This window comes from Uliginosibacterium flavum (genome assembly GCF_040566545.1).
GTDB classification, from domain to species: Bacteria; Pseudomonadota; Gammaproteobacteria; order Burkholderiales; family Rhodocyclaceae; genus Uliginosibacterium; species Uliginosibacterium flavum.
In genome coordinates, this window is the sequence record NZ_JBEWZI010000030.1 from 22905 (window position 1) to 37901 (window position 14997).

Annotated in this window: 14 protein-coding genes; 3 read left to right on the forward strand and 11 right to left on the reverse strand. The window is 58.6% G+C overall.

The genetic code is table 11. The features are described from left to right. Nucleotides 1-94: 94 nt before the first annotated feature. The 8 genes from ABXR19_RS18530 to ABXR19_RS18565 all read right to left on the reverse strand — a co-directional run bounded on the left by ABXR19_RS18530 (nt 95) and on the right by ABXR19_RS18565 (nt 7487). On the reverse strand, nt 95-403 hold the full coding sequence (locus ABXR19_RS18530) for a hypothetical protein (protein WP_354602642.1): 309 nt from the start codon (nt 401-403) through the stop codon (nt 95-97). A 15-nt stretch (nt 404-418) separates the two neighbouring features. Then, nucleotides 419-952 (reverse strand): hypothetical protein, encoded by a 534-nt coding sequence (locus ABXR19_RS18535; protein ID WP_354602643.1) that lies wholly within the window; start codon nt 950-952, stop codon nt 419-421. A gap of 365 nt (nt 953-1317) precedes the next feature. Beyond that, entirely contained in the window at nt 1318-1662 is a 345-nt protein-coding gene (locus tag ABXR19_RS18540) for a hypothetical protein (protein ID WP_354602644.1), read from the reverse strand. A gap of 871 nt (nt 1663-2533) precedes the next feature. Beyond that, nucleotides 2534-2842, reverse strand: coding sequence for a putative quinol monooxygenase (locus ABXR19_RS18545; protein WP_354602645.1), 309 nt, complete (start codon nt 2840-2842; stop codon nt 2534-2536). 364 nt (nt 2843-3206) lie between these two features. After that, nucleotides 3207-4295: a hypothetical protein gene (locus tag ABXR19_RS18550; protein WP_354602646.1), complete on the reverse strand. Its 1089-nt coding sequence runs from the start codon at nt 4293-4295 to the stop codon at nt 3207-3209. After that, on the reverse strand, nt 4292-5161 hold the full coding sequence (locus ABXR19_RS18555; protein WP_354602647.1) for a hypothetical protein: 870 nt from the start codon (nt 5159-5161) through the stop codon (nt 4292-4294). The genes ABXR19_RS18550 and ABXR19_RS18555 overlap by 4 nt, the downstream gene beginning before the upstream one ends. 34 nt (nt 5162-5195) lie before the next feature. Then, nucleotides 5196-5579, reverse strand: a complete 384-nt coding sequence (locus ABXR19_RS18560) for a hypothetical protein (protein ID WP_354602648.1) — start codon at nt 5577-5579, stop codon at nt 5196-5198. 93 nt (nt 5580-5672) lie between these two features. Beyond that, entirely contained in the window at nt 5673-7487 is a 1815-nt protein-coding gene (locus ABXR19_RS18565) for a 3'-5' exonuclease (RefSeq protein WP_354602649.1), read from the reverse strand. A gap of 730 nt (nt 7488-8217) precedes the next feature. Here ABXR19_RS18565 and yjjJ point away from each other — a divergent pair. Both yjjJ and ABXR19_RS18575 read left to right on the forward strand, forming a co-directional pair. After that, nucleotides 8218-9564: a type II toxin-antitoxin system HipA family toxin YjjJ gene (gene yjjJ, locus ABXR19_RS18570; protein ID WP_354602650.1), complete on the forward strand. Its 1347-nt coding sequence runs from the start codon at nt 8218-8220 to the stop codon at nt 9562-9564. Nucleotides 9565-9731: 167 nt separating this feature from the next. Further along, entirely contained in the window at nt 9732-10847 is a 1116-nt protein-coding gene (locus ABXR19_RS18575) for an HD-GYP domain-containing protein (RefSeq protein ID WP_354602651.1), read from the forward strand. Between the two features lie 22 nt (nt 10848-10869). On the opposite strand, the gene ABXR19_RS18580 is transcribed toward ABXR19_RS18575, so the two are convergent. The 3 genes from ABXR19_RS18580 to ABXR19_RS18590 all read right to left on the reverse strand — a co-directional run bounded on the left by ABXR19_RS18580 (nt 10870) and on the right by ABXR19_RS18590 (nt 13676). Continuing rightward, nucleotides 10870-11646, reverse strand: coding sequence for an ABC transporter permease (locus ABXR19_RS18580; protein WP_354602652.1), 777 nt, complete (start codon nt 11644-11646; stop codon nt 10870-10872). Nucleotide 11647: 1 nt separating this feature from the next. Next, nucleotides 11648-12427: an ABC transporter ATP-binding protein gene (locus ABXR19_RS18585; RefSeq protein ID WP_354602653.1), complete on the reverse strand. Its 780-nt coding sequence runs from the start codon at nt 12425-12427 to the stop codon at nt 11648-11650. Between the two features lie 217 nt (nt 12428-12644). Next, nucleotides 12645-13676, reverse strand: a complete 1032-nt coding sequence (locus ABXR19_RS18590) for an ABC transporter substrate-binding protein (RefSeq protein WP_354602654.1) — start codon at nt 13674-13676, stop codon at nt 12645-12647. A gap of 343 nt (nt 13677-14019) precedes the next feature. Between ABXR19_RS18590 and ABXR19_RS18595 the strand changes: the two genes are divergently transcribed. Beyond that, on the forward strand, nt 14020-14997 hold a 978-nt coding region (locus ABXR19_RS18595), incomplete at its 3' end, for a LysR family transcriptional regulator (protein WP_354602655.1).

Below are 14997 nucleotides of genomic sequence, written 5' to 3' on the forward strand. Positions count from 1 at the left end.
AAAACGGGATGATTCAAGCCCGGCATTCAGAATCAGCTTCATCTTTTCAAACGGAACAGCGATGACGAGCCCAGGCGGTTTGAATCGCCAGGGTTCACTGATTCCCCTTGGGTGAAGGAGCCAACAGGCCCGCCAATGCGCCAACGGCTGCCGAACCCAGCGCGATGATGCCCTCGGAAATATTGGAGCCAGACGTGGCCATGATCACCATTCCACCGATCACGGTAGACAGGACCGTCATGCCGAGAAAACCGACAACCATGCGGTAAATCCATGGGTCCCACTGCAGCGGTGAAGCGGCTGGCTTCAGCGTTGCCAGCAGATCCTGTTTGACCACTTCAGGAATGCTGTTTTCATTTGAAATCAGCGCAATAGCTTTGTTGATGGCAGTTTTCTGATCCATTTTTACTCTCCCCTGTTAACGACTGACGGTAATTTCCGGCCGGAAATATTCCGTAGGCAAATCGATGTGGGTGATGACTTTCTTGTTCGCATCCAGGATCGACGCGTAGTAACGCCCGTTGATCGGTGTGGCTTTGTTCGCATTCGTGCGCCAGGAAAAAACGCCGCCGCCCTGCTGAGCCTTCCACTTGATGCCCGCCTGAGCGGTTTGCCACTGGCTTGGCGTAATCCCCACATCCATCGCCGGGTCGGTCAACCAGCCGTCGCGCCCCCAGCGCAAATACACCGGCAGCTTGCCCAGCGAGCGCAGATATCTCAGTCCGCTCTTGTTGATCTGGATATTCAGCCATAGATGCAATCGTTCTCCCTTCTGCAACTCGGCCGGATCGCCCAGCGCCCCGACCGGCTCCAGATTCATCACCGAGCGGCAAAACGAATAATCCACCACCGACACCATCGGCTCCGCGGCAGCGGCTAGATCGGTCAGCAGCAGAGATGCCGGGATCAGCAAAAGCCGGTGCAGCGAGCGGATTGGCGAGTGAGGTTTCATGAAACATAAGTCCTGTGGAAAATGCGATTTAATAAAGTGCTAGTGGTTCGACAGGGCTCAGTTCAGAAACAATGAACACGTTCAGAAGAAAACAGGAACTTAAAGCGAGCCCGACCCCTTTGTTTCAAAATGTTGGAATGTCAGAACTGACCCTGTGTTTCCTGGTTTTAAACCCGGCAGGCGCCGGGGCAATCGGAAGGTGCGAGGACCGGGCTATTCCGATCTGCTCGTCCAAGGTTCAACCTTAGTAAGAAGAACGATGACATACAAGGGCGCAATTCACGAAATGCATATCACAGCCTGCCAGACGGCATTGCGCCTGGTGTTTTGATGGCTGAATTTAAATCGCGCCTGGCCCCTATAATTTACGCGGGCTCCAGCGGCAACAAGCGCAACAGCGTCTGGCACGTGGGCGAATCGATATAGCCCACGTAAGCCCCGCCCGGGCCGAAGTGCGCGCGGTACGCCGTCTGGTAAGCCGTGCGATCAAACTCGCCCTGGCGGGCCAGATGTTGCAGCATCAGCAGACAGACTTCGCCATAGCCGCTCAGCTCCCCTGCCCGCTTCACGCCATGGGCGAAATAGCCTTGCGTGCCTGCGTAGTTGGCCGCATCGGGTTCCAGAAACACCAGGCCGCTGCGCGCCTCAATCTGCGCAATGCGCGTCGGATCGTAAAGCCAGTGCAGGCCCAGAGCCGCGGCATCGGCCACCAGCGGCCCCCAACAACGTTGCTTCGCGCATTGGCATGATTTCAGAGTCCTTATCTTGAGTGCCAGGGCTTGATCAATCCACCCAAGTTAGCGAAAACTCGGGTGGATCAGGGCAACAGCCCCTTCGTGTCTTCGTGCCTTAGTGTGGAGTGCCTGTACGTAGTGCGAGCCTTGGGTTTGTCGCTCATGCTTTGTTTTTACGCTCACGAAGGCACGAAGACACGAAAAACACAAAACCGCACAAAAGTGACTCAGAAAAATTCCTGATCCTTAACTTGGGTGGACTGAGGGCTTGATGGCCTCGCGGCTTGCATGGCTTGAGTGGGCTGCGGCAAGTGTGACCAAACCAGTATGGCAAGAGTTGCAAATGCGGCGGCGACAGCCACCGCGAAATCGTCGTCTTGGCTTGCGGCGGTCTTGGCGCTTGGTTCACGGCGCCGTACAAGCCTGCTGATTCGGGCGTGCCGGGCCGTCCGCCACGCCGTGCCAACCTTCGGCCGGCGGCTGGCGCTATTTTCAAGCACTGCCTGCAGAGCCGCTTGGGGCGGACTTCTGCGGGCAGGCTGGCCTGTGAGGCAAGCGGGGTGCGGGTCTTGGGATGGCAGGCTGAAAAAGATCAAGCCCGCCGGATTGGGCGGGCTTGGGCTTATAAATGTTGGAATGTTAGAACGGCCCCCGAGGTGACCCCGAGCTTATGGTTGCGGAGTCATCCTCCTACGCGCAATACCATTCAGTTAAGCCCCAAACCCCGTTCGTCCTGAGCCCTTCGGCAAGCTCAGGACCGGCTGCGCGCAGCGAAGTCGAAGGGCTTGGGCCCAGCCGCTCATGCTTCGACTTCATCCGCTTCGCTTCTTACGCTCAGCACGAACGGCTAACTTAATGGTATTGCTCCTACGCGACTCATTTTTATAAGGCTTGCCGGCCTGGCGCGGAAGGATGGATTTCTCGCGCCCGCCGCCAGCATATGCTCGGTTATGCCGTGTGCCGCCAGCGCTTCTTGCGACGCCCACTTCTCTACGAGAATGAATTTGTTTTCATCCTCGGTATCGCTGAATAGCTCATATTGAATACAGCCCGGCTCAGCAAGCACCAAGGGCTTGAGCTGTTCGAAAGCTTCGATTTGAATATTTCGTTTTCCCGGCTGCACTTCAATCAACACCAGCAGATTGATTTCTTCCATGATTTTTCCATTTTATTCAGGGTAAAGAGGCGACAAGTTTGGCAGTACTTGGCCATGCGGCCAAGTAGAAAAAGGCAAGGCCTGACCTCGGGGTTAAGCGGCGCCGTACAAGCCCGCTGATACGGGCGTACCGGGCCGTCCGCTGCGCCTTGCAAACCTTCGGCCGGCGGCTGGCACTGTTTTCAAGCACTGCCTGCAGAGCCTCTATGGGCGGACTTCTTCGGGCAGGCTGGCCTGTGAGGCAGGCGGGGTGCGGGTCTTGAGATGGGTACCCGGAAAAGCCAAAGCCCGCCGGATGAGGCGGGCTTTGGGCTTTATTCAGAAATGCTGCAATTCAAGACACGCCCCCAGCCTCTTCAGGTGGTCAATTTATAGATTCCTTTAGAACGCGTGCGTAATAGTCTGCGCACTCTTTGAGCAGTCGTGACAAAGAACCAATATATCTATTTGTCTGCAATGCAAACTGACGGGCACGGACATTTGATGTTAGCTCAAGATTAATACGTCTATCCGCATGTTCTCGTGGTGCACAGAGCTGCCTAAAAGCAATATCTTTCACGGGAAGTGCTGCAGATCCGATCAAAAATGGAGCATCAAGCATTGATCTTTGCATTTCAACGAACAAATCCAAACTTGGAAACTGAAGCGGCGGAGCCTCTTCCGAACGCCCACTTTGAATAGCAGTATGAAGCCGCTTACGAAGTTCGTACCCCTCTTTTCCGCCCCAAACATAATTTTTTAGAGAATTTTCAAATTTATCTTTAGACATTTCTGGATCAAATGCACTATTAAAGGATTGAGTCATCGCGCTTAAGAAAACGATAGCTTGACTAACAACCATTCCGTACAGCATCAAATGAGATGGTTTGGTCGCATCAAACTCGCCTTCTGCTTGTTTTAACCTAGCAAGAAGCGCACGAAAACCGGCAGCCGGATCGTCCTCAAAGGGTGCCTCACTTGTTAAAAAAGAGACAAGTGGTGCAGTTTTTGTGTATTTATTTCCTAAGTCGTGAAACGTTTCCCAAGCCACAAGATCGTCAAGATAGGCAATGCCTTCAAAATAATTAATCGTTGCAGATTTTGCAAAATTATCAAACAACTTTTCCGAGAACAATTTCACGGAAATTTCTGCGGCCGCAAGGCGATGCCCCTCTGGCGCCGCCTTTGTTAGAATAACAAAGGCACTATCGCCTTTCACCATTTTTAGCAGCCCTGCTGCCCAAAGAGCTCTTGATACAGCACTCAACTTTGCTTGGGTTTTGCAATCAAACAAAACTCGCCGAGGAGCGTACTCGCTCGCAGGTTTTAGCCCAAGAACATCGACATCCGTAATATCAGTGGCAACGTCAGCAGTATCAGCTGAATACCTCACGACGGCTTCCATGTATGGAACATAACCCTGAGCCACACAATATCGGATCGCCTTCTGCTTTTGAGAGGAATCTTTTATCATTTTAAGTCCAGAAACATTTGTTCCATCTCCGATTTTGCTTGCTCATCAAGAGCCGGCCGCATTGTTGTTCGCAACTTAGATGATGCAAGAATTGATTGAATATATGATTCATCGCGCTGCAGGGCAATCCTTGCGTCATCTGACATATCTAAAGAAGCAAGTTCTCCTTGCTGAAATAGCATTATTGCATCATCGAGTGCTTGAATGTTTTCAGGAGTCTCAATCAGTACAAATTCGTACCATCCAGCTTTGGAAGCTGCCCTTAAGCTACCAACCCGCAGAGTGACAAGGTTCATGTACTGCTGAGCCGACTCGGTACTCGCACCAATTTTTTTGCAAGACCTTAATTTACTTAAAAGCGCCACAGGAGAACGAATTGAGTATCTACTCGGCATCAACTGACCTTTTCTTACAGCAGCTACTATTGCCATCGTTCGTTCATAAACCTCCCGACCAGAACCATCAAGCGATTTGGATCCAGGACGAGGAGTGAAAACGAAATGCTCATCAGTATTCGTTTTTGAATTGTGCAAACTGGGCGGTCTCAGCACACCATCTGCAACAAGTTCATTCAGGATTTGAATTTCAGACGGACTGAGTTTGCTGCCATTGATCTCGCCTCGAGAGAGAATCATTGACAATGGCCACCCTTGCGCTTTTTTAAGCAGCTCCAAAATGTGCTGAACACCTTTGGCACCCCCTGCGGCCGCCTGACTGGCAAGCGCATCAAGGCTATCAGAGAAATAAAACGGACTTACCAACACATCTTGTCCTCGAGCGCGCTTAGGAACAACCAATCCGCCTGCTGTCGCAATTGACTCGACCCTTGTGAATATAGGCTTCTCAACACCAAGCCGTCCAATCAAAGAGTCTCTTTTTTCTGGCTTACTACGGAGTTCATTAAGAACTGCGACGGCGACCTCTTCGTGCTCTGTCAAAGTAATAGTGCCAAGATATTCCCCCAAGACCAGAGTAGACGGATGAGAAGTGAGGAACCTGTGGAATGACGGACGTTAGCGTACTGCCCTTTGTGATTAGTTGCACATAATCCACTTGAGCAAGAACATCCAAGGCCGGCCGGAAAACCATCGCGGGAATATCAAAAAAATGATCCGCCACTTGCCGCAACACAGAGCCATCTATTTCCCCCAAACCACGAATATTAATCGCGAGCTTCGCAGCCATTCCAATAAGCGGCAATTGATCAAATTCCGGAACGCTTTTTCTGGAAAGCCCGATTTGCAAATCATGTGCAAATTCAGCTTTTTGAAGGTTTGTAGTCAATCAACAATCTCCTGTAGAACCAAATATAAAATACATGTGATCCGTTCTAATAAATGCGGAGTCAAGTCTTGCCTTTTGCCCCGCACAAAAAACTCACGCCCCGCTCCCCACCAACACCAGCCGCTCCGTCGCCCGCGTCATCGCCACATACAGCAGTCGCGCCTCATCTTCCTCAGCTTCCATGCCGGCCAGCGTGCCCGCGCCGGGGATGACGACCAGCGGGAATTCGAGGCCTTTGCTGCTGTGGAAGGGCATGAGGCGCACGGTGTCTTGCTCGGCATTGAAACGGATGTCGTCTTTCCAGGTGACGGGGATGCCGAGCTTGCGGAGCTGGGCGCGCACGGTTTTGCAGGTGGGGTCGTAATGGCGGTAGAGCACGGCCATGTCGCGCCAGGCGGTGCCGGCTTGATGGGCTTCGGTGAGGTGACGGGCGATCCAGGCGCCCTCCTCTTCCAGCGTGGGCAGTTTGATGACGAGGGGCGCGTCGCCGTGGCGCCCGGCGGACAGGGGCGCGAGGCGCGGCACGCCGTCTTCGTCGGCATCGCTGGGCGCAAGGCAGGCGGCGGCGAACTGCATGGCGAGTTTGAGGACTTCCTGGGTGTTGCGGTAATTGACCTTGAGGATGGTGGTGCGCCCCTGGGCCTGCACGCCGGCGCTCTTGAAACTGAAGTTGCGTTTCTTGCCGGCGTCGTAGATGGACTGGGCATCGTCGTAGAGGATGAGGAGCGCGTTGCTGCGCGGATCGACCATCTGGACGATGAGCCTGAGCCATTCGGGGCGGAAGTCGTGGCCTTCGTCGACGAGCACGGCTTCGTATTGTCCGGCGGGAATCTGGCCGCGCGTGCTGGCGTCGATCACGGCCTGGACCATGGCGGCCATGAAGGCGTCGGTGTCGGCTTCCTTGCCGGGCAGGTCGACGTTGTAGGCGATCAGCTGGGCGCGGCACCAGCTGTGGAAATTGCGCACGACGACCTTGTCGCCCACGCCACGGGCGTGCATCCATTGTTCGAGGCGGGCGGCCAGGGTCTTGTTGTAGCAGAGGATCAGGATCGGCTTGGTGGCGGCGCGGGCCAGGTATTCGGCGCGGTAGCCAAGGATCAGGGTCTTGCCGGAGCCGGCGACGCCGTGGATGACGCGGTGGCCGTCGCCGAGGCTGCGGGCGAGCTGCTCCTGCTGCAGATCCATGACCTGCATGATCTCAGGCAGCTGCGCGGACAGGTGCGTGTTTTCCGCATCGTCTGCGCCCTCTGCCCCGTCGAAGAGCGTGGCTTGCGTGGCGCTGATGCGCACCTCGGGGAAGAGCTGCCAGCGGATGCGGTCGATCTGCGGCAGGGTCAGGATGCAGGTGAAGCGGATGCGGAACATCTGCCAGAGCCGGGCCTGAAAGGCTTCCGCGTCGACCGCTTCGGTCATCTCGTCGGCACAGATGACGAGGTTTTCAGGGATGACTTCGCCGAGCTGGCCATCGTCGAACTGCTTGCGGGTCATGTGGCTGAAGACGACGCCATAGGCCCAGGGCAGGCGCAGTTTGCCTTCCTCGCGCCCGCTGGTGAAGATGAGTTGCGGGTCGCGCTGCAGACGGTTGGCGACGACGTGGGCGTACTGGCGGGCCTGCTCGAGCGGATTGGGCACGTGTTTGAGGCCGGCGTCGGTGAAGATGCTGGCGTCAAGCTTGGTCATGGCCTGCAGGGTGTCGATCTTCCAGTCCTTGACCTCAAGGATGAGGATGCCGCGCCGGGGATGCAGGATGATGAAATCGGGATGTTGATTGCGCGCACCGCCCAGCGGCACGTCGAACCAGCACAGGTAATCGTCTTCGAGCTTGGCCTCGAGGCGCTGGGCAAAACGCTTTTCCCCGGCCTGCATGCGGCTGGCGCAAGTGCTGTAACTGGGGATCAGGGTTGCCATGAGTGCATCTCCGCGATGGATAAGACTGGCTGGGTTTCGGCCCAAGGCTGGCGTGGGCAGGGAATCCCCGCCGACACGCCATGCTGCCCTGCCCCGTTCTGCATATTTACTTGGAATTCTACGGGGATAGACGGTCTTTCTGTCAGGATAAACGACGACCCAGATCAAATAGTCCGGATTCATTTTTAAAAGCGTTAATTCCTTCACGTTTTGCATAGGCGCATCCAATGGGCCTGCGCGAAATGCCTGCCTGCACAGCCGCACAGGGCGGGCTTCTTCGGGATGCATTGCCGGTGAGGCAGGCTGGGTGCGGGTCTTTGGATGGTGCTTTGAATGCAGGCACAGGAAACAATCCAGGGGGGCCAAACGTCGTCATTCCGGACCTGATCCGGAATCCAGAAGAACGGTGGCGAAAGACACTGGATTCCGGGTCAAGCCCGGAATGACGAGTCTGGAATGACGTGTCAAAGGCAGCCACTGCGCCGAGGCGAAAAGGGGCTTGAGACTCGCCGACCCAAGAGCTATTTTTGCGCAAAATCGTTTCACACAAATTTCATGAATGACGAACAATCAGGCTATTAGTGGTAAATAACTGCTGTTTTAATTCACTTTTTTATTGCACACGAGCCAATTCAAGCAGAAACTATCGTTTCAATAATCGTTTCTATAGTTGCCATAAACCTGCCTGCTGTCGGCCCCACGCCTACCCTCCTCCTTCCCGCTTTCTACTATGATCCTGCCCGCCGACCTGCTCGCAATCCTTGCTTCCGGCCCTTTGCCGGCGGCGGCGCTGGTCGAGCGTCTGGGGATCAGCCGGCCGACGCTGTCGCGGCTGGTCGCGGCGGCCGGCGATGCGGTGCTGCGCTATGGCGCGGCGCGCGCGACGGCCTATGCGGCGCGGCGCAGCGTGGCCGGACGCAGTGCCTGGCCGATCTACCGGATCGGTGAAAACGGCGGCAGCCAGAACATCGCGACCCTGCATGCGGTGATGGGCGGCTATCTTGCAGCGCTGCACGATGAGGCTCGCTTTGAGTTCAGCGAGGCCCTGCCCTGGTGGCTGCAGGACATGCGGCCGCAGGGCTTTCTCGGCCGGGCTTTTGCCCACGCGCACGCTGGCGCGCTGAATCTGCCGGACACGCTGAACCTGTGGAACGACGATCACGCCCTTGTCGCCCTGGCCGCGCTGGGCGATGACACGCCGGGCAACCTGCTGGTGGGCGATGCTGCGCTGGCGCATTATTACCTTGGCGCCGACAAGGTGCCCGCGATCCCGCTGACTGAGCGCGCGATGCGCTACCCGGCGCTGGCCGCAGCGGCGTTGGCGGGGGACGTGCCCGGCTCCTCGGCCGGTGGCGAACAGCCCAAGTTCACTGCGCTGATTGATACGGGCCAGCAGCAAGCGGCGGTACTGGTGAAGTTCAGCAGCGCGGCGGCGAATCCGGTGGCGCAGCGCTGGGCCAGCCTGCTGGTGGCCGAGCATCACGCCCTGCAGACGCTGCGCGCCGCAGGCTATCCGGCCAGCGCCAGTGAACTGCTGATGGCCGGCGGCCAGACCTTTCTGCAGGTCGAGCGCTTCGACCGCATCGGCAACGCACATGGACGCATGGGCCGGCGCGGGCTGATCTCGCTGGCGGCGCTGGATGATGCCTTCGTCGGCCACGCCGAGCAGCCCTGGCCGCAGATCACCGCCCAGCTGGCCGCGCAAGGCCACATCACGCCTGGATCGCACGCGCTGGCCGAGCGCCTGTATGCCTTCGGCCTGATGATTGGCAACACCGACATGCACCGCGGCAACCTCGGGTTCCTGCATACCGGCGGCGTGCTTGAACTGGCCCCGGCCTACGACATGCTGCCCATGCACTACGCGCCACGCGCGTCCGGCGAGATGAATGATCGCGCCCCCGATCTGCGCTTTCGCAGCCCGCCCGCGTTGGCGGCCTGGCGCGAAATGCTGCCCCTGGCCCGCAGCTGGGCCGCTGCCGTGCAGCAGGACACACGCCTCGACAGCGCCCTGCGCGACGCCATCCGGACGCAAGAAGAAAACCTGCGGACGCTGGCGGCGAGCCTGGCGGATTGAGCGGGCGCTGTTCAGGCCCAAAAGGATTATTGTGTTTGTGTGTCAAACTTCCAGCTCATATCAGCATTCAAACCCATGTGATCCATCTGGCGCCCTGGTGAATATTCCGGATTCAAGTTTCCCCCTTGGCGCACGTTGACAGGATGTAACCCTCACCCGCCCGGATCATGGCCAAACAACGAGTTCACCCCAAACAGCTGCTGATCAACGAACCCCTGCCATGGGATGTGTTCGATGAATCAGGCGCACTTCTGCTGTGTCAGGGCTACATCATCACGCGTGAATCGCAACGTGAAGTGTTGATGGCGCGTGGCCTGTATGTGGAAGATGGCCTGATCGCCAGCAGCAGTAACCGTCGCAGCAAGGAGTCCCTCGAATTCGACCCCTTCCGCCTGTGGGACAGCGTTATCGACGAACTCGAAGCGCTGTTGCGCGACATCCGCAGCGAAGACGATTTCCGCGGGCAAATTGAAAGCCTGGCCAAGCTGATCCAGACGCTGGCCCGGCGTAGCCCGGATACCGCACTGGCGGCGATCATCCTGACCGATCAGCGGCGCTATCCGATCATTCACAGTATTCACGTCGCGGTGCTCGTGGAATTGGTAGCGGCTCGCCTGGAATGGCTGCCCAATCGCCGTATCAGCCTGATCTGCGCAGCCCTGACCCAAAATCTGGCGATGCTGGACCTGCAGATGACGCTATGCACGCAGCGCATCGCACCCTCGCTGGCGCAGCGCCAGGAGATTCAGCGTCATCCCAAGCTGGCGCACGAAATGCTGATGGCTGCGGGCGTTAACGATCCGCCATGGCTACGCGCGGTGCTGGAACATCACGAAGTCGTCGGCGGTGGTGGCTACCCCTATGGCGTGACAACGCCGAGCGAAGAAGCCCTGCTGATCCAGACCACCGATATCTTTTCTGCCAAGGTCAGCCCGCGTGCGGCACGCAAGCCGGTGACGCCGCAAGAGGCTGCCCGCTCGCTGTATGTCGCCTCGGGCGGCGGCGAAACGAATCCTTATGTGGCAGTGCTGATCAAGGAAATCGGCATTTTTCCGCCCGGCACCTTCGTGCGTCTGGCCAACGGCGAAACCGCTCTGGTCACCCGGCGCGGACCGAACGCCAACACGCCGGAAGTCATCAGCCTGATCAGCCCGCAAGGCATGTCCTACGCCGCCCCGATGACGCGCATGACCGAGCGCAAGGGTCTGGAAGTCACCTCGGTGATCCCGCGCGACCAGCTCAAGGTGGAAATCAACGTCAGCCGGATCTGGCGGGCCGAGTAGACGCGCCAGATCCGCATGACCCTCAATGCGCCGCGTTCTGGCCACGATTGGCCCAGCCCGTGATGCGTCGCTCCAGCCTGGCAAAAATCTCATACATCACCACCCCCATCACGCCAATCACGAACAGTCCGGCGAACACCAGCGGCATATTCATCGACGAGCTGGCGCTCATCATCAGATAGCCGATACCGACATTGGAAGCGACGGTTTCGGACATTACCGAACCGACAAAGGCCAGGGTGATCGCCACCTTCAAGGAAGCGAAGAAGAAAGGCATCGAACGCGGCAGGCCGACCTTGATCAGGATATCCAGCTTCGACGCACCGAGTGAGCGCAGCACATCCTCCAGCTCCGGCTCCAGCGTGGACAAGCCCGCCGCCACATTCACCACCACCGGAAAGAAGGAAATCAGGAAAGCGGTGAGGATCGCCGGCACCGTACCAATACCGAACCACACCACCAGCACCGGCACGAAGGCGACCTTGGGAATGCTGTTGAAGCCGACCAGCATCGGGTACAAGGCCTTGTAGATGATCGGTGAAGAGCCGACCAGCATGCCCAGCAGCGCGCCCACCGCCACCGCCACGGCAAAGCCGAGCAGCGTGGTCATCAGTGTGTGCGTCGCGTGCTCCATGATCGGGCCGGCCAGCTCCATGCCCACCTTGAAGATCAGCGTCGGCGCGGGCATCAGGAAAGGCTGGATCGAGAAGCCCTGACAAATGGCCTCCCAGCACACCAGCACGAGCAGCGTCAGCAGCCAGGGCGCCAGACGATCGCGAACTTTTGGGGATAGTCTCATTTCAATTCTCCCGCACGCGGCCAATGGCTTCGCGCAACACATGCACGTGGGCCGCGAAGGCATCGGTGTAAGTCACTTCCAGATCACGCGGGCGCGGCAGGTCGATCTCGCGTTTGACCAGAATGCGCCCCGGTCGCTTGCTCATCACATACACCGTGTCGGCGAGGAACACCGCCTCGCGCAGATCATGCGTCACCAGAATCACCGTGAAGGGTTGCGCCTGCCACAGGTCGCGCAACATGCACCACAGCTCCTCGCGGGTGAAGGCATCGAGCGCGCCGAAAGGCTCGTCGAGCATCAGCAGGCGTGGCTTATGGATCAGAGCGCGACAAATCGAGGCACGCTGCTGCATGCCGCCGGAAAGCTCCCACGGAAATTTATCCTCGCAACCTGCCAGGCCGACGCGGGCCAGCTGGGCGCGGGCCAGCTCCTCATACTCAGCACGCCTGGCTTTCAGTGTGCTGCGATAGGGTTCGACGATTTCCAGCGGCAACATCACGTTTTCCAGCGTGGTGCGCCAGGGCAAAAGATTGGCCGCCTGGAATGCCATGCCGACGATGCCCAGCGGCCCGCCGACCTGACGACCATTCACATACACATAGCCATCAGACGGCGGCTTGAGGCCGGAGATCAACTTCATCAAGGTCGATTTGCCACAGCCCGAAGGCCCGACCACCGAGATGAACTCGCCTTCCTCGACCTGCAGACTGATGTCCTCAATCGCCATCGGGCCGTCTTCGCCGTAACGCAAACTGACCTTCTCGAACTCCACGAAACTCATGATCGGGCTCTCTTTTGTAGGGGCAAGTCCATTGATTTAGCCCCAAACCCCGTTCGCCCCGAGCGTAGCGCAGCGAAGTCGAAGGGCTTGGGCCCGGCCGCTCATGCTTCGACTTCATCCGCTTCGCTTCTTACGCTCAGCACGAACGGCTAACTTGATGACATTGGTTGCAGGGGCAGGCCGCGTTACTGAGCGGCCTGCCCAGGCACTGACTTTTTTACTTCACAAGACGATCAGCTTTGGCCGGCAGGAAAGCCGCGTTGAATAGCTCCTTGCCGCTCGGCACCGACTTGAGGTTATACGCCGCAGCCGTCTCGGCAATCGAGCGCTGCATGCGATCGTCCGTCACGCTGCCCAGACCGTTGGCCTTGGCTTCGGGCGTCACCACCACTTCCTTGAGTGCCATCTTCAGACGACGGGTTTCCAGTGTCAGATCGACCAGCGCGTCCTGCTTCTTGACGTAGGTCGCAGCCTCGTCCGGATTGGCGATGGTTTCCTTGAGCGCCTTGTTGAAAGCGCGCAGGAAGCCTTCGACGGCCTTGGGCTTCTCAGCGATCAGTTTGGGTGAAGCGATGATCGCGTTGCCATACAGCTCGACACCGAAATCATTGAAGAGCATCACGGTTAGATCGGATTCCTTGACGCCACGCGCTTCCATGTTGAGCACGCTGGTGAAAGAGAAGCCGGTGATGCCATCCACATCCCCCTTGGCGAGCAGGGTTTCGCGGATCGCCGGATCGACGCTCTGCCACTTCACGCCAGCCGGATCGAACTTGTTGGACTTGGCGAACGCCGGGAAGGCCTTGCGGCCGGCATCGAAGACCGGTGCGGCAAGCGTCTTGCCGACCAGATCGGCGGGCTTGGTGACGCCACTCTTCTTGAGCAACACCACCGCTGCCGGCGTGTAGTTGTAGACCATATAAACGGCCTGGATCTTAGAGCCGGGATTGTTGGCGTCGTATTCCACCAGTGCGTTGAAGTCGGCGAAGGCCATTTCGTAGGCGCCGGTTGCCACGCGCGTCACCGCGCCAGCCGAACCCGCGCCGGCATCGATGCTCACATCCAGGCCTTCGGCAGCGAAATAGCCTTTGGCCTTGGCCAGCAGGAAGGGCGCGGCCGGGCCTTCAAAGCGCCAGTCGAGCGTGAATTTAAGCTTGGTGAGTTCCTGGGCCGAGGCAGTCGCCGCGGCACAGCCAAGGGTCAGGGCCAGCACAGCATGGCGGGCCAGTCGGGAAAAGTTCTTGTTCATGGGGCACTCCGTCGGGTTGAGGTAGCAACGGATTCCATGCAGCAATCGCTGTGCCACGCGCTGGGGCCATAAACCTTGGGCACATCGGCCTGCAGAGGTCCTGTTCTGGTGCATCTTCAGGCAGGGTGGCTGGAGAAGCCCGTCAAATGGCGCTATCCACGCGCCGCCTTGGTGCGTCGCTTCCGAGCCTGCCAGCAATCGAACATGAACACTATATGGGCTGGCGTATATCCGCAAAGCGGGCTGCTGCAGGCTTTGCCTGAGGCGCCAGCGTGCCCGCCAAGGCTGTGGCACGCTCGTTGCGTAGGCACAGCAGGCCCGTCCGGGGCTCCTGGAGAAAATAATGGCCAATACCTGCAACTGGGATTCCATCGACGTGCACCTGCTGCGCGTCCTGCACATACTGCTCACCGAGTGCAGCGTATCGCGCACCGCACGCCGCCTGAATCAATCGCAGCCGGCGATCAGCACCGCACTGCGGCGCCTGCGCGATCTGACCGGAGACCCGCTACTGGTGCGCAGCAAGAACGGCATGACGCCCACCGAGCGCGGCGTCGCCCTGCTCGAACCCGTGAAGCAGGCGCTCGCCAGCATCGAAGCCATCGTGGTCAGCCAGACCCGCTTCGATCCGGCCAGCTCGCGCCGCGTCTTCAATGTGGCGACGCCCGACTATCTCGACCCGGCCCTGCTCGGACGCATCCTCGCGCGCTTTCACAGCCTTGCGCCGCAGGCCCAGATCATCTTTCACTCCTTCAGCCCGGAGCAGGATTTCGCCGGTCTGCTCGCCGATGGTGCGCTGGACGTGGTGATCGGCAACTGGCCGCACCCGCCGGAACAATTGCGCCTGTCCCCGCTGTTTGAAGATGAAGTGGTGTGCATGATGCGCGAGGGCCATCCGCTGGCCGGCCGGCCACTGACAATGAAGCATTATCTGGACGCCGAGCACCTCGCCCCTACGCCCTATGCCGTCGGCCAGCGTGGCGTGGTGGATCTGCATCTGGCGCGCGAACGCCTCAAGCGTAACGTGGTGGCCTGGGTGCCTTACTTCAGCCTCGCGCCTTACATGTTGATGGAATCCGACATGCTGTTCACCTGCCCGCGCGCTTTCGCCGAGCACTTCGCGCGCCTGCTGCCAGTCTCGCTGGCGCGCTCACCGATCGAATATCCGCCGATGGCCTTCTACCTGCTGTGGCACGACCGCGCGCATTACGCGGACGACTGCCGCTGGTTTCGCGAGCAGATCATCGCCGTAGCGCGTGGCAGCATGAGCCCGCCCAGTCGCACACTGCCGGCTACGCCCACCGATTTCAGGATGCCGGCC